The following is a 21296-nucleotide window of genomic DNA, read 5'->3' on the forward strand; positions in this document are numbered from 1 at the left end:
AGGACTTAATGACCCGGTCGAGCCGCCTCATTCCCCTTCTCCTGGCCTTGGCCCTGCGGCTGACGGGCGCGGAACCGGCGACAATGCAGGTCCTGATGGAGAGCGGCAGCCAGCCCTTTTCCTACCTCAATGACCAGGGCCGCCCCGACGGCTTCGCCGTGGATCTGCTCAGTGCCATTGCCGCGGACCAGGGGCTGCGCGTGGAATTTGACCTGCGCCCCTGGCAGATGGTCTATGCGGATTTTCAACAAGGCCGCGGTGATGTCCTCGGGCTCGTGGCCTGGTCCGAGGAGCGCGCCGCCTTGATGGATTTTTCCCTGCCCTACGAGAAGCTCGTCGGCGGGGTCTATCAGCGCAAGGACCGCCCGGTGTTGAGCACCGTCGCCGACCTGGCGGGCAAACGCGTGGCCGTGATCAAGAACGCCCTCACCCACGAGTATGCGCGCCACCAGGCCTGGCAGGCGGACATCCGGCCCTTCGACTCCTTCGAGGAGTGCCTGCGGTCCGTGGAAAATGGCGACTGCGACGTCCTGCTCGGGATGCAACTCGTCACGGATTACCAGATCCGGCTGCTGAAACTGAAGCAGGTGGTGCCGAGCGAGCTGAATTTTCCGGAGATCAGCTACAGTCTCCGCTTCGCGGTGCACCCGGGCCAGAAGGCCTTGCTCGCGAAGATCAACCAGGGACTCTACAACCTGCGGTTGAGCCGCGAGCACGATGTCCTTCATGAGCGGTGGCTTGGGCCGCTCGAGCCCCAGAAACTGCGTTGGCACGACGCCCAGCCGTTCCTGCCGCCGGTGACCGTCTTCTTTGTGGCCGCGCTGGCCGTGCTGCTCTGGCAGCGCCGGCTGCTGCGCCGGGTGTCCAGCCAGGCCCGCGCCATCCGCGAGAACGAGGAGCGGCTGCAGCTGGTCTTCGAGGGCAGCCAGGACGGATTCTGGGACTGGGACGTCACCTCCGGGCACATCCTGCGCAGCCCGCGCTGGGCCGGCATGCTGGGCTACACCCTCGAGGAGATCGGCGGCGGCCGGAAATCCTTCCTTGACCGGGTCCACCCCGACGACCTGCCGCGCGTCCTGGCCGACATCAAGCTCATGGAGGAGGGCAAGGACCACTACGCCCACGAATTCCGCATGCGGGCCAAATCCGGCGAGTGGAAATGGATCCTCGACCGCGGCAAGGTCGTCGCCCGCGATCCGGCGACCGGCAACCCGCTCCGCATCACCGGCACGCACACCGACATCACGGCGCGCAAACTGGCCGAGGAGACGGCGGACCGGCTGGAGCAGAAGATGCAGGAGACCCAGAAGCTGGAAAGCCTCGGCGTGCTGGCCGGCGGCATCGCCCACGATTTCAACAACCTCCTGAGTGTCGTGTTGGGCAATGCCTCACTCGCCCGCCTCGAAGCCGCCGAGACCCCCGTCAACGCCGCCCGCCTCGACAGCATCGTCACCGCCGCCAACCGCGCCGCCGAACTCTGCCGCCAGCTGCTGGCCTACGCCGGCAAGGGCCGCTTCTCCCTCACCCGCCTCAGCCTCAACGAACTCGTCACCGAGACCACCCGGCTGCTGGAGCTTTCCATCAGCAAGCAGGCGCGGCTCGAGTTCGCCCTGGCTCCGGCCGTGCCGGCCATCGAGGGCGACGCCTCCCAGCTCCGCCAGATCATCATGAATCTGGTGATCAACGCCTCCGAAGCCCTCGGCGAAAACAACCCCGGCACCATCCGCCTCGCCACCACCGTGGTGACCCTGCCCCGGCCCGGCGCCCTGGATTCCGGGCCGGTCGCCGAGCTCGCGCCCGGCGAATACGCCTGCATGGAAATTTCCGACACCGGCTGTGGCATGCCGCCCGAGGTGCTCGCGCGGATCTTCGACCCCTTCTTCACCACCAAATTCACCGGCCGCGGCCTGGGCCTGGCCGCCGTCCTGGGCATCGTGCGCACGCACCAGGGTGCGCTCCAGGTCACCAGCACCGCGGGCCGGGGCTCCACCTTCCATATCTATCTGCCGGTCTCGCAGACCCAGACCAATCCTCCCTTCCCGCGGACAGAGACGGCGAGCGCCGCGATATGAGCGCCGGCAGGCGCGATCCTTACGCCGCGATGCGCCATCCCGGCTACTCGCGCTACCTCGTCGGATTTTTCCTCTCCAACACGGGCCGGCAGGCGATGAGCGTCGCCATCGCGTGGCAAATCTACCGGTGGACTAATTCCGCCACCGCGCTCGGCCTGGTCGGGCTGGTGAACGTCATTCCCCTGATCGCGCTCGTGCTGCCCGCCGGGGTGCTCGCCGACCGGCTTGACCGGCGCCGGCTCGTGGCCTGGACCATGGGGGCCTCGGGACTGTTCTCCCTGGCGCTGCTGCTGGTCAGCCGCTACCACGCGGCGCTGCCGGACCTCGCCCCGCTGCGGGGAGCCAACAGCCTGCTCCGGTCCATCGCGCTGGTGTTCGAACATCACACCGACCCGGCGGCGTTGCACTTCACCGACCCGGCGCTGCCCGTCATTTTCGCCCTGCTGTTCCTCCAATCCATCGCCCGGGTGCTGGGCAATCCCGCCCGGGCGGCGCTGGTGCCGCTGCTCGTGCCGACCAGCGCGGTGAGCAACGCCGTCACCTGGAGTGCCAGTGCCTTCGAACTCTCCACCGTGATCGGCCCCGCGCTCGGCGGCTTCCTTGTCGCCGGCGCCGGTTTCGACGCCGTCTACCTGATCGATTTCATCGCCGCGGTCGCCTTCGCCCTGCTGCTGCGCGGGGTGCAACACCACGCGGCCCCGCGCCGGACCGCCGCCGGGCCGGAGCCCGACATGTTCGCGGGCGTGCGCTTCATCTGGCAACGCCAGCCCATCCTCGCGGCCATCTCGCTCGACCTGTTCGCCGTCCTGCTCGGCGGTGCGGTCGCGCTGCTGCCCATCTACGCCGACCGGATCCTGCACGTCGGCCCGGCCGGGCTCGGCTGGCTGCGCGCCGCGCCCGCCCTCGGCGCCATCACCATGGCCTTCCTCGTCACGCACCTGCCGCCCGCGAAACGCCCCGGCCTCGGCATGCTCTGGTCGGTCGCCGGTTTCGGCGCCGCCATCGTGCTGTTCGGCCTTTCCACCCATTTCTGGCTGTCGCTCCTCGCCCTCTACCTCAGCGGCGTGTGCGACAATTTCAGCGTCGTCGTCCGCCACACCCTCGTGCAGCTGATGACCCCCGACGCGCTGCGCGGTCGGGTCACGGCGTTCAACCAGCTGTTCATCGGCTCCTCGAACGAGATTTCCGAACTGCGCGCCGGCCTGGCGGCGGCCCTGTTCGGCCCGGTGGCCGCGGCGGCCGGCGGCGGAGTCGGCACCATCCTGGTCGTCGTGGTCGTGACGCTGGCCCTGCCGGCGCTGCGCACGGTGCCGCCCCTGCCCACGCTGAAATCCGAGGACGAAAAAGTCGCTCCGGGCGGGTAAATCCGAGCCGGCCCACCCCGGTATTTCAGTTCTTGCGGAACGCGATTTTTTGACCCAAGTTGCCCGCTCGTTTTGCTCCGGTGCGGTAGCCAAGTGGTAAGGCCGAGCTCTGCAAAAGCTCTATTCGGCGGTTCGATTCCGCCCCGCACCTCCACTTATCGGAAGCCGATAAGTGCCTCGCTGAAGCCTAAAAGGCGAAGGCGGACAAGGTGGCGAGGCGGCAACGGACACCAAAACGGACACCAGGTTCTCTACTCTTGGAGAACCTGGCGTAACGGGAACTAACCTGCCCGCTAGAAGGAGCAGGGCTTCATCGTTGATTATAAGCCCTTCGTGCCCAGTCCAGTTTGCGAGATATGCGAGAAGGGCCCAGATCACGCTGCCTCCGCTGGAAGATTACGAAAAAACATGGCGCAGCGGCCATTATCCCTTGCCCATACCCGTCGTCGGTCGAGTCTGTTCCCGCTCCTTGCACGCGTCACTTGACACATTGGGCCCGTTTGAGCACTTCTGAGCCATGGCAACTGTTCAATTCCGAGCCCGCATTGATCGTAACCTGAAGAAGAAGAGCGACGCTGTCCTCAAGGGCCTTGGCTTGGACGCAGGTTCGTTCGTCTCCATGGCTTTGACTCAGCTCGTCAATCGCCGCGGCATCCCCTTTGCCGTCTCTGAGTCAGATGCGGGCTACTTTGCCTCAGAATACGGGCTTAGTTCCGCCCAAAGCGCCAAGGCGGGCGCGGCCATGAGCAAAGACACGGCCCGCGCCCGGCGCACGGGCAAACTGCGCGAGATTACCGATGTGGCCGACCTCGCCCCATGAGGTTGCTGGCGACGCCGCGTTTTCTCAAAAGCATCCCAGCCGCTCGCCGGGCGGAAATCCTGGCAGCCATGCAGGCGGCGGCTGTTGCCTATGGGCAGCCTCACCTGCACGCCGGTCTTGGACTAAGACGCATCCGGCCGTTCATGGAATGCCGCTGCGGGCTGGACTTGAGGCTTATTTTCCAGCGCGAGGGACCGGCCCTCGTTTTCCACCTTTGCGGGTCGCATGATGAGGTCGAATCCTTCCTGAAGAACCAGCGGTGACCTTGCACAGCTACCGCTACGCCTGGGCGGATCGGGCGAAGGCGGTTGGCTACCCCGAACGGTTCGCGCCGTTGGCCCTGGGTCACAACAGCAAGGCCGTGCACCGGGCTTACGCGAAGCGAGCCCGGGTCAGGCTGTCACCGTTGGAGGACTACGAACGCGACGCGAAGGCCGCGCAGGTGATTCCGCTGCCGTTGCCGGCTGCTGGCTAAGGTCCACGCAAGCAGTAAGAGGTAAGCGGCGATAGCATCGGAGCTACCGCCGCACCACTCTGATTGAGGAATTGCTCAGAGTTTCCAACGGAGCCCGAACGACAAAAGCCATTTGGGCTCTAGTTGCAGGCCGTTGACGCGCTGATAAACCGGCACCTGAACGAAGGCGAAAGCACTGGCATTTTCTGTCACTTCGGCGGTCACCCCGGGGCTGAGATAGGCGAAGACGCCACCACTGTTTGCGGTGTCGGCATTGGAGCCGTGTTCCCGAGACTCGGCCTTGAGATTCACCTGAAGCTGCGGGGTGATCCTCCCTGTATTCAGCCAACGAATGCCACTGTTGAAGCCTACGCTGGTGCCAGGAACAAAGCCGTCTCGGGCGGCCAATGGCTGATCAACCTGTACTTGGGCAAACAGACTCCATTCAGGTGCGAGTCGGCGGAACCAGGACGCATTCACCAACAGGTCGGTTGTCCCGGTGCCCAGTTGCAGGCCCCGGTCGAGTGCGTTGCCGGCCTGCGGACCCGCGGCAAAGTTTTGCGTAAAGTTACCGGTGGGCAGTTTGAGTCCGAATTGGAACCCAAGGCTTTCCCGCAATCCTGGCCGTTGGTAGCGCACCAGCAAACGGACGTCACCGAGCCCACTGGCCTGGGAGGTGGAAACCTCCCTGTCGCCGGCGGCAATGGTGGTGTGGAATCGGTCATGGTAAGGCACGGACAGAACGAAAGCCCATGACGAACCAATCCCATAGTTCAGGTCCAGCCAGGTATTGCGGTTGACGGTGTGTTGCTGAATTTCGCTTTCATTGGGAAATGTTAGTGCTGCCCGGTTCACCGAGTCGGTGCCGGAGCGTAAAACGGACTGATCAAAGTATTCGTAGCGCAGGCCGGCTTCGAATCCGGGCAACATGCCATAGCCTTGTGCGGCCCAATCGGAGCTGAGAGAACACCCGCATTCGGAGCAGGCCAACGTGGTGGATACCCCGCCAACAGAGGCGAGGCAAAGGAGGAGACGTGAAAAAGATTTCATCCAAGAATGTGTAAGACCGAAAATGAATAATATGCGCGTGCATTGCTACGCGTCCCGGAACGGGAAATAGAGGCGTGGACAAAGCGGCACCGATAGTGCCGCCGAGGGGGACGGTGAAACGTCAGACTCGCGGCGGCGGCAGGGGCACACGCCCAGTGCGCTCAATCCCGGCTTGGTTGCCGCTATGCGGCCAAGCCAAAGTTGGCGCGGCCAGCACACTGTCCGGCTCGCCTTCGGCGATAAGGTGCACTTTCTCCACTCCACCCTTCAATTCGGCATCGCGCGGCAATTGGCCCCGGGCTGATTCCTCGGCGTGACGCACCACCTTGCACAATTCGCAGGGCTTGCTGGGATCAAAGGTTTTGCTAAGCGCGATCCGCGCCGGCAACACACGCGCATAGTCCAGATACATCTTACTCCATGCCACTACCTGCACCACGTTCCACACTGCGCCGTTGGCACACAGCCAGGCAATCACGAGGCAGAAGATGGAGATATTCTTACGCAAAGAAACCCGATAAGAAGTGCGCCTGAAGCAGGCTCAAGCCAAATTGTGCAACACGCTTCATGCCCGGGTGTGGTTGCCACTGAACTCTTCAGCCGATTGACCTTCGCCTGCTCTGGTCTGGGTGCGCTCGGCTTTGGGCTGATTCTTGACACACCAATTTTGACTGACTGCGTTTGTCAAGCGATCACGTCTCTTCTTCACCGTTGGCCGCCGGTTCCGCCCGCACCTCCACCTTCCAAGGCGTGTTCGCAAAAAAGCGGACATTCGCGGCTCACGGCCGAATTAGTCGACTGAAAGACTCTCTCTTCACGGTCTTTGGGCCCTGTTATCTTAGAAAGATGCGCCTAAAGCGTTTTCGGGGACGTAACTTAGTTGCTCTATCCATGTCACCAGTCACATTCCGCGAATGTCTCGCCCGTTTTAACCCATCCGCAACTACACAATAATATGCATATCCGTTCCACCAAGGGCTTCACGCTCGTTGAAATCATGATCGTCGTGGTCATCATCGGCCTCCTGGCCGCCATGGCCATTCCCGCGTTCCAGAAGGTCCGCCAGTCCTCGCAGGACAAAACGGTCCTCAACAACGCCCGCCAGCTGTCGGCGGCCGCCGACCAATACTTCCTGGAGAACGGTGTCTCCACCGTTGCTTCGACGAGCCTCATCGGCGCGACGAACTACGTGAAGGCCATCAACACGGTCGCGCAGGAGTCCTACCCGGCCGGCTTCACCCAAGGCGTGACGATCACGATCTCCGGCGTCGCCGGGGCCCGCACCGTGACCTACGCTCCGTAACCCGACGCTTTTGCACTTGGATCCAAGGCTGTCTCCGCAAGGAGGCGGCCTTTTTTGCGAAATAGCGCCCTGGCGAGGACCGAAACCCGCCCGGGCAACCGGGTCGATCCGCCCCGACCCGCCACTTCTCGCTAGACTAGGGCGAGTTCTTTCCGGTTAATTGCGCATGGCCTGCACCGTTTTCACCATCGCCAACCAGAAAGGCGGCGTCGGCAAGACCACCACCGCGGTCAACCTCGCGGCCGCCCTCGCCGAGCGCAAGATCCACACCCTCGTCGTGGACCTCGACCCGCAGGCCAACGCCACCAGCGCCCTCGGGGTCGAGAAGTTTGAGGGCAAGAGCCTTTACCGTCCGCTGCACGGCGAAGGCAGCGCCTTCGAGATGCTGACGCCCACGCAGTGGCCCCACCTCGCGCTGATCCCGTCCGAGGTGGACCTCGCCGCCATCGAGATCGAGCTGGCCCAGCAACCGAATTACCTCATGCGCCTCCGCACGGTGCTCGAGCCGCTGCGCAGCTCCGGCGGCTACCGGGCCATCATCATCGACTGCCCGCCCGCGCTCGGCATGCTCTCGATGAACTCCCTCGCCGCGGCCGACCATCTGCTCATCGCCCTCCAGTGCGAATACATGGCCCTCGAGGGTCTCGGCCAGATCTTGAAGGTCGTCGACCGCCTGAAGAACGCCGGCGTCAACCCCACCCTCGATGTCGGCGGCATCATCATGACGATGTATGACAGCCGCATCAACCTGGCCAAGCAGGTCGTCGAGGAGGTGCGCTCGCACCTGCCGGACAAGATTTTCGACACGCTCATCCCGCGCACGGTCCGGCTCAGCGAGGCGCCCAGCTTTGGCAAGCCCATCTTCGCCTACGACCCGCACGGCCCCGGTGCCACCGCCTACCGCGCCCTCGGCAAGGAGGTCGCGGAGCGTTTTGGACTGAAGGAGAACGGCGGAGCCTAGTTGCGCCCGCGCCGGTTACGGCTTAGCTCCCCCTCCCGTGCTCGCCACCCTGAACAAATACCGCGCCGCGTTCTCCGTCGGCCTGCAGAGCAACCTGGTCTACCGGGTGAACTTCGCCATCCGCGGGTTCTTTTCGTTCTTCCACCTCATCGTGGTGTTCATCCTGTGGGGCTCGGCCTATGCCGGGAGCCCGGTCATCGGCGGCTTCAGCTTCGCCCAGACCTTCACCTACTTCGTCGCGCTCATCATCGTGCAGTTCATGATCGGTGCGTTCAACGAGGACTACCAGATCAGCGAGGAGATCCGCAACGGCCTGATCAACCAGTTCCTGCTGAAGCCGGTGAACTACTTCGCCTACCGCTTCAGCATCTACCTGGCGGCGCGGCTCGTCACCGGCCTGCTCATCCTGGTGCCGCTGGTCGTGCTCTTCCCCCTGCTCCAGGCGCACCTCACCGTGCCGCTCGACGCCTGGCGCCTCGGCATCGGCCTGCCCGCGCTGGCCATGTCCGCGCTCATCCAGTTCGGCATCGCGTATTGTTTCGGGATGATGAGCTTCTGGTTCCTCGAGATCCAGGGCCTTGTGATCCTCTCCATGGCGATCGAGTCGGTGCTCGGCGGCCAGATCTTCCCCCTCGACCTGCTGCCCGGCTGGCTCTTCCGGCTTTCGCAATACCTGCCGTATTACTACCAGATGTATTTTCCGGTCGCGATCTTCACCGGCCGGCTCAACGACCCCGCCGCCGCCCTGACCGGCCTCGGCATCGAGGCCTGCTGGGTCGTGATCATCCTCGCCGTCGGCCAGCTCCTCTGGCACCGCGGCCTGCGCCTGCACACCGCCGTCGGCGGCTGACCCATGAGCCTCGTCCACTACGCCCGCATCTGGCTCACCTCCGCCCGCTACTCGATCGTGCGGACGCTGATGTTCCGCGGCGACTTCTTCATCTGGGCGCTGGTGGAGCTGTTCTGGATGTCGGTGAACCTGCTGATGATCTCGGTCATCTACCGGCACACCGATACGGTCGCCGGCTGGACCAAATACGAGATGATGCTGCTGGTCGGCACCTCGCTGCTCATCCAGCGCTACCTCATGGGCTTTTTCTGGAGCAGCATCTTCGAGATGGGCCGCAACATCCGCAGCGGCAGCTTCGACTTCTTCCTCGCGCAGCCGGGCAACGTCATGTTCATGGCCACCACCCGCAAGCTCGATCCCGACGGCCTGATGAACTCGTTCGTCGCGCTGGGCGTGGTCATCTATTCCGCCCGCCAGCTGAACCTGCACCCGGGCCTGACCGACATCGCCCTTTACGCCCTGCTGGTGGCCTGCGGCGTCATCATCCACTACAGCATGCTGGTGCTGTGCATCGCCCCGGCCTTCTGGATCACGAGCGCGCAGGGCATCGAGGGCAGTTACTTCACGCTCAGCGAATTCTCCCGCCTGCCCCGGGCCGCCTTCAAGGGCCTGGCCCAGGTCGCGTTCGTCTGGATCCTGCCCGTCGTGGTGGTCAGCAACGCCCCCGCCAGCACCCTCCTGCACGGCTTCGATCTCCGCGTCATCGGCTGGTTGCTGGGGATCACTGTCATCTGGTTCACCCTGGCCGTCATCCTTTTTCACCGCGGCCTGCGCCGCTACACGAGCGCGAGCTCCTGAGCCCATGCTGCAGAAGCTCGCCGCCCTCCAGCAACGCCTCGGCTACGAGTTCCGCTCGACGGCGCTCCTGCTGGAGGCGTTGACTCATCCGTCCTACCTGCAGGACCACCCGGCCGCCGGCCCACACAACCAGCGGCTCGAGTTCCTCGGCGACTCCGTGCTCCAGTTCATCCTGACCGACGCCCTCTTTCGCGAATTCACGGCCGAGCGCGAAGGCGTGCTCAGCCGCCGCCGCGCCGTGCTGTCCCAGGGCGGCTTTCTCACCCAGATGGCCCGCGACCTCGGGCTCGACGACGCCCTGCGCCTCAGCAAAAGCGAGGAGGACACCGGCGGCCGCGGCCGCGCCTCGATCCTCGAGGACGCCTTCGAGGCCTTGGTCGGCGCCATGTATCTCGACAGCGACCTCGCCACGACCCGAGCGCGGGTGCTGGCGTGGTATGGCCCGCTCGCCGCGCGGCTGGCCGCCACGGAGGACGCCGAGAACCCCAAGGGCCGGCTGCAGGAGCTGATCCAGCCCGTGCATGGCAACACCGCCCTGCGCTACGAGGTGACCGCCACCACCGGCCCGCGCCATGCCCGCGAATTCGCCGTCGCCGTGTTCCTGAACGACCGCCAGCTGGGCACCGGCACGGGACCGTCCAAAAAGGTTGCCGAGGAGATCGCCGCCCGCACCGCCCTGCTCACCCTGCGCCAGGAAAATCACGGAAACACGAAATAACGGCAGCGCGGAATTGCGCTGCCCGGAAAACTGGACTTCCTTCCGTCCTTCCGCGTTTCCGCGATAGTTTTGTCATCTGCCAATTCCGTTCCGCGCACCAAACTCACCGGCATTTGCCCGGCAGCGCAGACCCATGCCCTCGCGGAACTGCTCCGGCAACATCCGGCGCCGGTCTGGCTGGTCATCCACGAGGAGGCGCAAAAAAACGACGCGCTGGCGGAAGACATCGCGCTTTTTCATGCGGCCAACGCCGGCAAGGTGCCGCTGGAGATCCTGTCCTTCCCCGAGGCGCAGACCGGCGAGATGCGCGAGGCCTTCAACGCCGCCAGTGACCGGCTCGCGGTGTTGAGCCGGTTGCGCGGGCTCAGGAACGCCTCGGCCAAGTCCGGCACGCTGCTCGTGCTTACGACACCGGCCGCCTTGCTCCAGCCCGTGCCTCCCCTGGCCGACTTCGCCACTCGCGAGGCGGAACTGGTGCGCGGCGAGCACCGCTCCTTTCAGGCCCTGCTCGACCTGATCAGCTCTTTTGACTACGACAGCGAGGCGGTCTGCGAGGCCCCGGGTCAATACGCCGTGCGCGGCGGCATCGTCGACGTCTACCCCATCACCGCTCACCAACCCTACCGGCTGGATTTCTTCGGCGACACCCTCGAGGAGATCCGCACGCTCGACCCCGTCACCCAACGCTCGGGCGAATCGGTCGAGCGCGTCATTCTCACCGCGGCGCCGAAACTGCACACGTCGGGCCTGTCAGCCACCCTGTTGGATTACCTGAGCCCGGCCACCCACGCCGCGCTGCTCGAGCCCAAGGCACTGGAGGAGTTGTTCGATACGCTGGCACCGGATGCTGGTAGGGCGAATCCTCCGGATGAGCCGCGGGCTGACGGCTCGTCGGGACGACTCGCCCTACCCATCCTGGAAAAACTCCCACAGGCCGCCGCCCGCCTGTTCGGCATCAGCGACCTCGACCTGGCCAGCCGGTTGTTCGATGCGGCCGCACACGAGGAGACTTGGGACACGGAATCCCTCTCGCACCACCGCGCTTATCCCGAGGAGCGCCTGCTCGCACACGAGCGGCTGGCCGCCGAGGAGGATGCGCGCCGGCAGTTTCTCGAGAAGGTCGCCGACTGGAAGCACGCGGGCTACGCCGTGGACTTTGTCGTCTCCAAGGAGGGCGAGGAACAGCGCATCCGCGAACTCCTCGCCGAACATGCCGCCCTGAAGAAGATCAAGCCACGCTTCCTGCGCGGTTCCCTGACCGAGGGATTCCGGCTGACGCTGCGTGAAGGTAGGGCGGGCACTCCGCTGCCCGCCGGGACCGCGGCGGCGCGGAGCGGAGTCCGCGCCCTACCCACCGGACTGGTCGTCGTCAGCGAGACCGAGATCTTCGGCCGCCAACGGGCGCGCCGCACCATCGCCAAACGCGCCATTGCCGCCACCTCGGCCGTGGACCAGTTGCTCGACTTCTCCGAGCTCGTTGAGGGCGACTTCGTGGTGCACTTGCAGCATGGCATCGCGCAATACCGCGGCCTGACGAAACTCGAGACCGCCGACGGCATCCGCGAGGTCATCTCCCTGGAGTTCGATGACAAGGTCACGCTGCACGTGCCGCTGCAGGAATCGCACCTCATCAGCCGCTACGTCGGTCTGACCAAGACGAAGCCGCAGCTCGGGCGCGTCGGCTCGGGCCGCTGGGAAAAAGCCCGCCAGTCGGCCGAACGCTCGACGCTCGATCTCGCCGCCGAGTTGCTGGCCATCCAGGCCCAGCGCGAGGCGCAGCCGGGTCACGCCTTCGCCGCGGACAACGTCTGGATGCGCGAATTCGAGGCGGCCTTCCCCTTTGCCGAGACCCGCGACCAGGCCAAGGCCATCACCGACCTCAAGGCGGACATGGAACGCACGCGGCCGATGGACCGGCTGCTTTGCGGCGACGTCGGCTTCGGCAAAACCGAGGTCGCCATCCGCGGCGCGTTCAAGGCCGTCATGGGCGGCAAGCAGGTCGCCGTGCTCGTGCCGACCACCGTGCTGGCGCAGCAGCACCTAAACACCTTCCGCGAGCGCATGGCCGGCTACCCGGTGGCGGTCGAGATGCTCAGCCGCTTCCGCACCCGCAAGGAGCAGGAAGGCATCCTCGCCGCGCTGGCCGAGGGCAAGATCGACATCCTCATCGGCACGCACCGACTGGTGCAGGACGACGTGAAGTTCAAGGACCTCGGCCTCGTCATCGTGGACGAGGAACAGCGCTTCGGCGTGAAACACAAGGAGGTCTTCAAGCGCTGGCGCGCCCACGTGGACATGCTCTCGATGAGCGCCACGCCGATCCCCCGCACTCTCTACCTCGCGCTCACCGGCGCGCGCGACCTCAGCACGATCGAGACGGCGCCGGCCAACCGGCTGCCGATCCAGACCATCGTCAAGAGCTATGACGAGAAGCTGGTCGTCGAGGCCATCCAGCACGAGCTCCGCCGCGGGGGACAGGTTTTCTATCTCCACAACCGCGTCATGAGCATCGACCTCGTGGCGGCGCGCCTGCGCGACCTGTTGCCCGGCGTCACGGTCGGCGTCGGCCACGGCAAGATGGGGGCCGACGGCCTCGAGCGGATGATGACCGACTTCGTCGCCGGCCAATACCAGGTGCTCGTCTGCACCACGATCATCGAGAGCGGTCTCGACATTCCGAACTGCAACACGCTCATCATCGAAGGCGCGGACCGCTTCGGCCTCTCGCAGCTTTACCAGCTGCGCGGGCGCGTCGGCCGGTTCAAGCACCAGGCCTACGCCTACCTGCTGCTGCACCGGCACACGCGGCTGCTGGACGTCGCCCGGCAGCGGCTGAGCGCCATGCGCCAGCACAACCAGCTCGGCGCGGGGTTTCGCATCGCCATGCGCGACCTTGAGCTGCGCGGCGCCGGCAACCTGCTCGGGGCCGAACAGAGCGGCCACATCGTGGGCGTGGGCTTCGAGCTGTATTGCCAGCTGCTGCGCCAGAGCGTGGCCCGGTTGAAGGGTGAGAAGCACGCCGCGCTCGTCCGCGCCAATGTGAAACTCGACTTCGTCTTCGTCGGCGAGGGCGCCGAGTCGGAGCGCGCACGCGCCGGGGCCACCGACAGCTTCTCCGCGCTGAAGCAGACGGAACGCATCGAGGGCGAGATCGACCGGATCCAGGCGCGCCTGCCGGCGGGCTATATCGGCGAGACGCGGCTGCGCATCGACTTTTACCGCCGGCTGGCCCTGGCCGAGAATCCCAAGCAGGTGAAGGAGCTCGAGGCCGAGTTGCGCGACCGGTTCGGCAAGTTCACCGAGCCCGTGAAGGCCCTGTTGCTGGTCACGGAAATCCGGGTGCGGGCGGAACAAAAGGGCGTTTTGTCAGTCGAGACGCAAGGCAGCCGGCTGAAATGCCTCCGCAATTCGGGCCGGCGCGACGATTTCATCCAATTGAGCAGCCGCTTTCCCCGCTTGACCGCACCCACCCCCCTTGCAAGGTTGAGGGAAATAATTATTTTCCTGCAGAATCTACCCACTCCATGAGTCTTCGACGCCCCCGCGTTCTATCCACATCCCTGCTTGCTTGCGCCGGCCTTTTCCTAGGCCTGATCGCCGCCCGTGGCCAGATCGCCCAGACGCCGCCGGATAGTCTTAACATGCGCTACGCCAACGGCATAGTGGCCATTGCGGAGGATCATATCATCACAGTGGACGACATCCGGCGCGAAATCGGCCCGCTGGTCCCCGAGATCCAGAAACAGAGCCGCAGCGAGAAGGAATTCAACGAGAAGCTGGAGGCCCTGCAGGAGGACGTCGTTCAGAACCTCATCGACCGCGTCCTGATCATCAAGGATTTCCATTCGGACGAGAAGCGCCAGGTCCCGGCCAGCTACGTGGACAACGCCGTGTCCGAGACCATCATCACCCAGTTCGACGGCGACCGCAGCAAATACCTCGCCTACCTCCGTTCCCGCGGCATCTCGCAGAAGGACTACCGCAAGGAGCAGGAGGATGACATGATCTACGGCTATATGCGCCAGCAGAAGGCCAAGTCGGCCAGCACCATCAGCCCGGTGAAGATCGAGGCCTTCTACGCCGAGAACAAGGACCGCTTCTATCAGGAAGACAGCGTGCAGCTCCGCCTCATCCAGGTCACCCGCGCCGCCGGTGACTCGGACGATGTGCTCCGCAACAAGGCCAACACCATCGTCTCCGAGCTGGCCGCCGGCGCGGATTTCGGCGACGTCGCCCGCAAATACAGCCAGGACTCACGCAAGGGCAAGGGCGGCGACTGGGGCTGGCAGCGCCGCTCCGACCTGCGCAAGGAATTCAGTGATGTGATCTTCAACCTGGAGAAGGGCCAGCGCAGCGAGCCGCTCATCATGCCCGAGGGCGCGTTCATCTTCTTCGCCGAGGACCGCAAGCACGCCGGTATTCTTCCCCTCGACGAGGTCCGCCCTGATATCGAGAAAGCGCTCGTCCAGCAGGGTTCCCGGCAAGCCACCGAGCGCTGGCTCGAGAAGCTCCGACGCAACGCCTACGTGAAGCACTTCTAAGTGCTCTAGCTCGCGGGCCAGCGGGCGAAGCGCCCCGGCCCATGAGCGACGAATCCTACCCACCCCTCCGCGTCAGGGATCTTGCGGTCACCGACCGGCCGCAGGAACGCTTGGAGCGACTCGGCCCGGCCGCGCTCAGTGACACCGAGCTGCTCGCCATGCTCCTCCGCAGCGGCAGCCGGGGGCACAACGTCATCAGCATCGCCCAGCGGCTCATCGCCGAGGCCGGCTCGCTCGCGGCCCTGATCAAGTGGAACGAGGCCGACTTTCGCCGGCTGACCGGCATCGGCCGCGTCAAGGCCCTGCAGCTGGTCACGGTCATGGAAATCGTGCGCCGCGGCCTGGCGAAGGGTGCCGAGCCGGAGGACGAGGTGCTCAACCGCCCCGAGCTCATTCACGCCCATTTCAAAGCGCAGATTGCCGGACTGGCCGTCGAAAAATTCTGGGTGCTCTGCCTGAACCGCAAGAACCGGCTCCTGAAGCAGGTCGAGGTCACCTCCGGCACGGCCACCAGCTCGCTCGCCCACCCGCGCGAGGTCTTCCGCGAGGCCATCCGGCAGGGCGCCACGGCCGTCGTCTGCGTCCACAACCACCCCAGTGGCGATCCGGCTCCCAGCGCCGCCGACGTGCAGGTGACCCGCCAGCTCCGCGATGCCGCCAAGGCCGTCGACATCGAGCTGCTCGACCACGTGATCGTCGGCCGGTCCGGCGCCGATCCACAAGGGCGCGGCTACTACAGCTTCCGGGAAGCCGGGGTGATCTGACAGCCCCCGCAGGCGAGGTCGCCTGCACTCCATTCAGATCGCCACTGGAGCCACGGCGACCTCGCCGTGGAATGGCAGACACGAAAAATCCCGCTACCCTTTCAGGCAGCGGGACTTTCGCAAATTGGTGGTGGAGACTGGAGTCGAACCAGTGAACGGCAAGAGCCGAATTGATTTACAGTCAACGTCCTTTGGCCACTTGGATACTCCACCATCAAGCAAACGAAAGGTGAAGGTATGGGGCGGTTTCGGGCTTTGCCAAGCGGTTTTTTGCAAATGTGCACGCGGTAGGGTGAGTCGTCCCGACGAGCCGCGGCTCATCCGGAGGATTCGCCCTACCTTGCTGCAACTCCGTCGCTTGCCAACCGGCCAATCACTGCAAATCTAGCCGCACGATGGAGACGCTGAGGCAATACTACGACGCCCTCTTGGAGCACCCGTTCATCAACGGCGTCCTGCCGCACCTGCTCACGGTCGTGGGCTTCCTCCTGGCTTTCTTTGCCATCGCCCGCCTGATGAGCCAGCGCAAGCAGCCGGGCAACACCTTCGCCTGGCTCTTCGCCATTGCTTTCGTGCCCTACGTCGGCGTGCCCCTCTACCTCATGTTCGGCGGCCGCAAGCTGCGGAAACTGGCGGAGAAAAAAGCCCGGCTCTATCCCACTCCCACCATCACGCCCTTTGCCACCGCGGAGCAGAATTTTGCCGCCCGCGTCTTCACGCGCAGCGGCGCCTGCCCGCCGGTCGGCGGCAACCGCGTGAGTTTCCTCACTTCCGGCGAGGAGTCCTTCGAACGGCTCGAACACAGCATCCGCCACGCCCAGCACAGCATCCACCTGATGACCTTCATCCTCGGCCGCGACGCCGTGGGCAGACGCCTCGTCAAACTCCTCGCCCAGCGCGCCAGGGAGGGCGTCAAGGTCCGGCTGCTGCTCGACGGGCTCGGCTGCTTCCTGACCAGCGGGGGTTTCTGTGATCCAATCCGGCAGGCGGGCGGCGAGGTGGTGAAGTTCATGCCGGTGATGCCGCTGCAGTCTCCCCATTCCGCCAATCTGCGCAATCACCGCAAGATCGCGATTTTCGACCACCGCGTGGCCGCGCTGGGCGGCCGCAACCTCGCCGTCGAATACATGGGGCCCACACCGCTGAAGCGCCGCTGGCGCGACCTCGGCGGGGTCGTCGAAGGCCCGGCGGTGCGCCTGCTGGACGAGATCTTCCTCTCCGACTGGGCCTTTGCCAGCGGCCAGCCGCTCGCCGAGCTGCAAAAGGAACTGCCCGCGGAAGCGCCCGCGGCGGCCGGCGACAGCGAGGTGCAGATCGTGGCCAGCGGCCCCGACGTGGCCGGCGACCCGCTCTACGAGGGCATCCTCTCCCTCGTGCAGCAGGCCGAGCGCAGCGTGTGGATCGTCACGCCTTATTTCATCCCCGATGAAGTGCTGTTCCGCTCGCTGCTGGTGCAGGCGCGCGCCGGCGTCGACATCCGCCTCGTCGTGCCGGCCAAGTCCAACCACCCCGTCACCGATCTCGCCCGCCGCTATTACCTGCGCGGCCTGCAGGCCGCGGGCGTCAAGGTGCTGTTCTACGGCCCGGGGATGAACCACGCGAAAATGCTGCTCGTCGACGGGCAGACCGGGCTCTTCGGCTCCGCCAACATGGACCTGCGCAGCCTATTCCTGAACTTCGAGGTCGGGGCCATCACCTACTCGCCCGCCGACGCCGAGGCGATCGGCCGGTGGATGAAGGACATCTTCGCCCATGCGAAGCCCATGCCCGAGCCGCGTCCCGGGCGCCGCCTGATTCCGACCATCGCCGAGGAAATCGCCCGGCTGCTGGCGCCTCTGCTGTGAACAATGCATTCCCGCGGATAACGCGGATCAACGCGGATTGATCCGAATCGTTTCATCCGCGTTCATCTGCGGAGAATCCCCTGGTCTCCCGGCTTCCGAATAGACCCAATAAAAAGGGCGGGATCAGCGATCCCGCCCTACAATTGCAATCTGCTGAATCCTCAAGCCGCGGCGGCGGCGTGTTCCAGCAAATGCAGCGCCTGGCGCAATTCGTGGCGCATCTCGGCGAGCGCGGCGCGCGCGTCGTCAATCTGGTGCAAGGCGCGCTCGGCGTAGGCGGCCTTCTTCTCGGCATACTCGGCCTTCATCGCCCCGGCTTTCTCGGCATACTGCGCCTTCAGGGCGGTCCAGCGTTCGCCGAGCTCGTGCAGCTTGGCGTCCGAGGCCTGCAGCAGCGCGTGGAGGCGGGCATTGGCGCCGACCTTCGGGCAGGCCAGGTGTTCGCCGAGGCGGCGGCGGGCATCGGCCAGCTGCGCGAGCAGAATCTTGTCCTCCGGCACCCGGCGCAGGCCGCCCACGAGGCGGACCTTCTCGAGGGTCCAGATGGTCCACTTGGTCGGGTCCCACTGCCACCACTTCACGCCGTTGCGGTAGTCGTGCTGGAACTCATGGTGATAGTTGTGGTAGCCCTCGCCGAAGGTGAAGATCGCCATGAACCAGCTGTCGCGGGCGCTACACTTGTTCGAGTAGGGTTGGTCGCCGACCGTGTGGCAGAGCGAATTGATGAAGAAGGTCATGTGCTGCACCGCGACCACGCGGGCGACACCGGCCAGCAGGAATCCGCCGAGTGCCCCCGCCGCGCCGCCATGCCAGTAGCCCAGCAAGGCGGGCAGCACGAAACCGGCCACCACGGCGATCAGCACATAGAACCGGTCCTGCCAGATCACCAGCGGGTCCTTGCGGAGGTCCGCGACGTTGTCCCACGGCGGCTCGGGATTGATCTTGAAGAGGATCCAGCCGATGTGGGCGTGGAAAAAGCCCTTCGAAATGTCGTAGGGATCATCGTCGTGGTCCACGTGCTTGTGGTGCCGGCGATGGTCGGAAACCCAGGCGAGCGCGCAATTCTCGAAGGCGGCGGCGCCGAAGATCAGCGTGACCAGCCGCACCGGCCACCTGGCCTGGAAGGCCATGTGGGCGAACAGACGGTGGTAGCCGAGCGTGATGCTCAGGCCGGTCGCGATGAAAAACAGGAAGAACATCGCGACTTGGAACCCATCGACGCCGTAGTGCCAGAGGTAGAGCGGCACGCCGGTGAGGGTCACAATCGTCGTGCCGATAAGGAACGAGCTGTTGGTCCAGTTGATGCGGTCAAACGGAAGGCGAAGTTTCACGCCAGTGAAGGTGTGCAACCGGGCGCCGGGGGCGAGCGCAAATCCGCGGTATATTTCTGACCGTCAGAACCTATTTTTGAACGCCCCGGGGGCGCAAAGGCCTTGGCCGCAGCAGCTCAGCCGTCCACCCGGGCGAGCCGGCCGCCCACCGGCCAGACGATACGGCGCCGGTCCCCGCCCCAGGCCTTGCTGAGTTCGGGTTCGAACGCCGTCACCGGATCGGTGCCGTGGGCCTTGATGTAGCGGGCGACCGCCGACCAGGTGCGCAGGTAGGTGGCGAATTCCTCCGCGGTCCAATCGACCTCCAGGTTGAGCTTCGGCAGGGGGATCTCCGGGAATGGAAACTCGAGCAGTCGGTAGCTCGTTTCCGCGTGCTTGCGCTCAGGCGGCCAGTAGGGACCGACGGTGCCGTTGTAGAACCGCTCCACCAGGGCGTCCACCGTGGGCTCGATGGTCCACAGGCCGTAATTCCAGATCGCCAGCAACCCGCCCGGGCGCAACACGCGGCGCACCTCCGGGTAAAAGATCTTCAGGTCGAACCAATGCGCCGCCTGGGCGGCCGTCACGATGTCCGCCGAACCGTCCGCGATACCCGGCGCCAGCTCCGCGCTCTGCACATAGCGCACCCGCGGGTGCGCGACCGCCTGGGCCAGTTGCGCGGCGCTGGGCTCCGTCGCGACGACCCGCTCGAAGTGCGCGGCCAGCGCCACGGCGGCCTGGCCGTTGCCCGAACCGCAATCCCAGGCGAGCGCCGTGCCGGGCGCCAGCCGGGCCAGCTCCGCGAACAACGCCGGCGGATAAGTCGGCCGGGCCTTGGCGTAGGTCGCCGCCTGCGTGGAGAAATGATCCTTGAAGCTCATATCGACAGTCACGCACGGCTTCGCCTTGTTCGCGAGCCGCACCCGCGCGTCGGGCGCGCTTTGCAGCGGAGGTTATAGCGCTGATGCCAGATTTTTAAGCTGCGCTGATGACCGGGCCGCTGGGCCGTCCCTGCCGACCCCATGGTGTATCGCTCACACCGCGTGCTGGGCGATGAACGCTTTGATCGCCGCCGCATCGGCCGGCAGCCGGTGCTTCACGATGGGCCGTGCCTTGAGCGCCTCCAGCGTCGGATGCGTTGGCGTCTGCCCCGTGGCGGCCTTGATGGCGTCGGGGAACTTGGCCGGGTGCGCCGTGGCCAGGACCACGCTCGTGCGCGCCGGGTTCAGCTCCTTGAACGCGCAGGCGGTGTGCGGATCGACGATGTAGTGGTAGCGATCGTAAACCTGGCGGATGATGGCGGTGATCTCCTCGTCGGTCGCGCGCGACGAACTGAAGGCCGCTTTGTTGAGCACGTCGAACCGGTAGACGCCGGTCGCCTTGATCTGCGCCATCACGGCCTTCACCCGCGTCGGGTTCTCATCGAGCGCATAGTAGAGGAAGCGCTCGAAATTGGACGCCACCTGGATGTCCATCGACGGTGCCAGGCTCGGGTGCACGGCCTCGCTGCGGTATTCGGCCGTGTTGAACAGCCGGTGCAGGATGTCGTTGCGGTTGGTGGCGACCTTGAAGCCGCGGACCGGCAGGCCCATCCGCGCCAGCAGCCACCCGGCAAAGACGTTGCCGAAATTGCCCGTCGGCACGACGAATTCCACATTGCTGCGCTCCGCCGCCGGCACCCGCAGCCACGCCGACAGGTAATAGATGCACTGGCCGAGCACGCGGGCGAGGTTGATGGAGTTCACCGCGGACAGCCCGTGCTTGGCGGCAAAGTCCTGGTCGGCGAAAACCTCCTTCAGCACGCGCTGGGCGTCGTCGAAGCTGCCGTCGATGGCGATCGCATGGACGTTGGCCGCGCCGGTGCAGGTCATCTGCCGCTCCTGCAAGGGCGAGACCCGTCCCTCGGGATACAGGATAAAGATGGCGGTCTTCGGCTTGCCGAGCAGGCCGTGGATGGCGGCGGCGCCGGTGTCACCCGAGGTGGCTCCGAGCACATTGATCCCCTGCCCGCTCTCCACGCATTGGTGTTCGTAGAGGTGGCCGAGCAGCTGCAGGGCAAAATCCTTGAAGGCTAGTGTCTGGCCGTGGAAGAGTTCCAGGACATACAGGTTGCCGTCGAGCTTCCGCAACGGGGCGATGGTCTCCGCCGGCGCAAAGGTGCCGTAGGTCCGCTGGACAATATCGCGCAGCACCGCCGGCTCGAGGTCCGTGGCGAACAGACTCAGGAACTCGAACGCCAGGTCGGTGTAGCCGAGCCCTTCCCACTTCGCCAGGTGCGGAGTCAGGTCCGGCAGCTTCTGCGGCAGGAACAGCCCGCCATCCGGCGCCAGGCCGACGGCCACGGCCTCGGTGAAGCTAAGTGCCTCGGTCTGGCCTCTGGTGGAAACGAATTTCATGCCGCGTAAATTGTCATTCTGAGCGAAGCGAAGAATCCAGCATCAGGCCAC

At 65.3% G+C, this 21296-nt stretch carries 19 protein-coding genes and 2 tRNA genes; 15 read left to right on the forward strand and 6 right to left on the reverse strand.

What is annotated here, in order from left to right:
* Window positions 1-8 precede the first annotated feature (8 nt).
* The 6 genes from BLU29_RS17615 (at window position 9) to BLU29_RS17640 (ending at window position 4731) form a co-directional block, all read left to right on the forward strand.
* Window positions 9-2072: a transporter substrate-binding domain-containing protein gene (locus tag BLU29_RS17615; protein WP_091060738.1), complete on the forward strand. Its 2064-nt coding sequence runs from the start codon at window positions 9-11 to the stop codon at window positions 2070-2072.
* Window positions 2069-3436: an MFS transporter gene (locus BLU29_RS17620; protein ID WP_091060741.1), complete on the forward strand. Its 1368-nt coding sequence runs from the start codon at window positions 2069-2071 to the stop codon at window positions 3434-3436. The genes BLU29_RS17615 and BLU29_RS17620 overlap by 4 nt, the downstream gene beginning before the upstream one ends.
* A 79-nt stretch (window positions 3437-3515) precedes the next feature.
* Window positions 3516-3590 (forward strand) — tRNA-Cys (locus tag BLU29_RS17625).
* Window positions 3591-3953: 363 nt separating this feature from the next.
* Window positions 3954-4256, forward strand: coding sequence for a type II toxin-antitoxin system RelB/DinJ family antitoxin (locus BLU29_RS17630; protein ID WP_091060744.1), 303 nt, complete (start codon window positions 3954-3956; stop codon window positions 4254-4256).
* Complete coding sequence (locus BLU29_RS17635; RefSeq protein WP_091060746.1) at window positions 4253-4519, forward strand: hypothetical protein; 267 nt, start codon at window positions 4253-4255, stop codon at window positions 4517-4519. Before BLU29_RS17630 ends, BLU29_RS17635 begins: the two co-directional genes overlap by 4 nt.
* 2 nt (window positions 4520-4521) lie before the next feature.
* Window positions 4522-4731: a hypothetical protein gene (locus BLU29_RS17640; protein ID WP_157693978.1), complete on the forward strand. Its 210-nt coding sequence runs from the start codon at window positions 4522-4524 to the stop codon at window positions 4729-4731.
* Window positions 4732-4806: 75 nt separating this feature from the next.
* Here BLU29_RS17640 and BLU29_RS17645 read toward each other — a convergent pair whose 3' ends face one another.
* On the reverse strand, window positions 4807-5640 hold the full coding sequence (locus BLU29_RS17645) for a hypothetical protein (RefSeq protein ID WP_091060751.1): 834 nt from the start codon (window positions 5638-5640) through the stop codon (window positions 4807-4809).
* A 241-nt stretch (window positions 5641-5881) separates the two neighbouring features.
* Window positions 5882-6238: a hypothetical protein gene (locus BLU29_RS18250; protein ID WP_157693980.1), complete on the reverse strand. Its 357-nt coding sequence runs from the start codon at window positions 6236-6238 to the stop codon at window positions 5882-5884.
* A 477-nt stretch (window positions 6239-6715) separates the two neighbouring features.
* Between BLU29_RS18250 and BLU29_RS18780 the strand changes: the two genes are divergently transcribed.
* The 8 genes from BLU29_RS18780 (at window position 6716) to radC (ending at window position 15695) form a co-directional block, all read left to right on the forward strand.
* Window positions 6716-7063, forward strand: coding sequence for a prepilin-type N-terminal cleavage/methylation domain-containing protein (locus tag BLU29_RS18780; protein WP_091060754.1), 348 nt, complete (start codon window positions 6716-6718; stop codon window positions 7061-7063).
* A gap of 166 nt (window positions 7064-7229) precedes the next feature.
* On the forward strand, window positions 7230-8024 hold the full coding sequence (locus tag BLU29_RS17655) for a ParA family protein (RefSeq protein ID WP_091060756.1): 795 nt from the start codon (window positions 7230-7232) through the stop codon (window positions 8022-8024).
* A gap of 37 nt (window positions 8025-8061) precedes the next feature.
* Window positions 8062-8874 carry an ABC-2 family transporter protein gene (locus BLU29_RS17660; protein WP_091060758.1) on the forward strand — a complete coding sequence of 271 codons (813 nt, stop codon included), beginning with the start codon at window positions 8062-8064 and terminating at the stop codon, window positions 8872-8874.
* Between the two features lie 3 nt (window positions 8875-8877).
* The gene (locus BLU29_RS17665; RefSeq protein WP_091060761.1) at window positions 8878-9672 is read left to right on the forward strand and encodes an ABC-2 family transporter protein; all 795 of its coding nucleotides are present in this window, start codon (window positions 8878-8880) and stop codon (window positions 9670-9672) included.
* A 4-nt stretch (window positions 9673-9676) separates the two neighbouring features.
* Window positions 9677-10390 (forward strand): ribonuclease III, encoded by a 714-nt coding sequence (gene rnc / locus BLU29_RS17670; protein ID WP_091060762.1) that lies wholly within the window; start codon window positions 9677-9679, stop codon window positions 10388-10390.
* Between the two features lie 69 nt (window positions 10391-10459).
* Window positions 10460-13918: a transcription-repair coupling factor gene (gene mfd, locus BLU29_RS17675; RefSeq protein WP_091060765.1), complete on the forward strand. Its 3459-nt coding sequence runs from the start codon at window positions 10460-10462 to the stop codon at window positions 13916-13918.
* Between the two features lie 113 nt (window positions 13919-14031).
* On the forward strand, window positions 14032-14931 hold the full coding sequence (locus BLU29_RS17680) for a peptidyl-prolyl cis-trans isomerase (protein WP_231962273.1): 900 nt from the start codon (window positions 14032-14034) through the stop codon (window positions 14929-14931).
* A gap of 41 nt (window positions 14932-14972) precedes the next feature.
* Complete coding sequence (gene radC, locus BLU29_RS17685) at window positions 14973-15695, forward strand: DNA repair protein RadC (RefSeq protein ID WP_091060769.1); 723 nt, start codon at window positions 14973-14975, stop codon at window positions 15693-15695.
* A gap of 125 nt (window positions 15696-15820) precedes the next feature.
* Here radC and BLU29_RS17690 read toward each other — a convergent pair.
* A tRNA-Tyr gene (locus tag BLU29_RS17690) sits at window positions 15821-15908 on the reverse strand.
* Window positions 15909-16090: 182 nt separating this feature from the next.
* On the opposite strand from BLU29_RS17690, the gene cls reads away from it, so the two are divergent.
* Window positions 16091-17539: a cardiolipin synthase gene (gene cls, locus BLU29_RS17695; protein ID WP_091060772.1), complete on the forward strand. Its 1449-nt coding sequence runs from the start codon at window positions 16091-16093 to the stop codon at window positions 17537-17539.
* A gap of 161 nt (window positions 17540-17700) precedes the next feature.
* Here the strand turns inward: cls and BLU29_RS17700 are convergent, their stop codons facing one another.
* The 3 genes from BLU29_RS17700 to thrC all read right to left on the reverse strand — a co-directional run bounded on the left by BLU29_RS17700 (window position 17701) and on the right by thrC (window position 21245).
* Window positions 17701-18870 (reverse strand): fatty acid desaturase, encoded by a 1170-nt coding sequence (locus BLU29_RS17700; RefSeq protein ID WP_091061272.1) that lies wholly within the window; start codon window positions 18868-18870, stop codon window positions 17701-17703.
* 116 nt (window positions 18871-18986) lie between these two features.
* Window positions 18987-19730: a class I SAM-dependent methyltransferase gene (locus BLU29_RS17705; protein ID WP_091061275.1), complete on the reverse strand. Its 744-nt coding sequence runs from the start codon at window positions 19728-19730 to the stop codon at window positions 18987-18989.
* A gap of 153 nt (window positions 19731-19883) precedes the next feature.
* The gene (gene thrC / locus BLU29_RS17710) at window positions 19884-21245 is read right to left on the reverse strand and encodes a threonine synthase (protein WP_091060774.1); all 1362 of its coding nucleotides are present in this window, start codon (window positions 21243-21245) and stop codon (window positions 19884-19886) included.
* Between the last annotated feature and the right edge of the window lie 51 nt (window positions 21246-21296).

Source organism: Opitutus sp. GAS368, from assembly GCF_900104925.1.
In the GTDB taxonomy this organism is placed as follows: Bacteria; Verrucomicrobiota; Verrucomicrobiia; order Opitutales; family Opitutaceae; genus Lacunisphaera.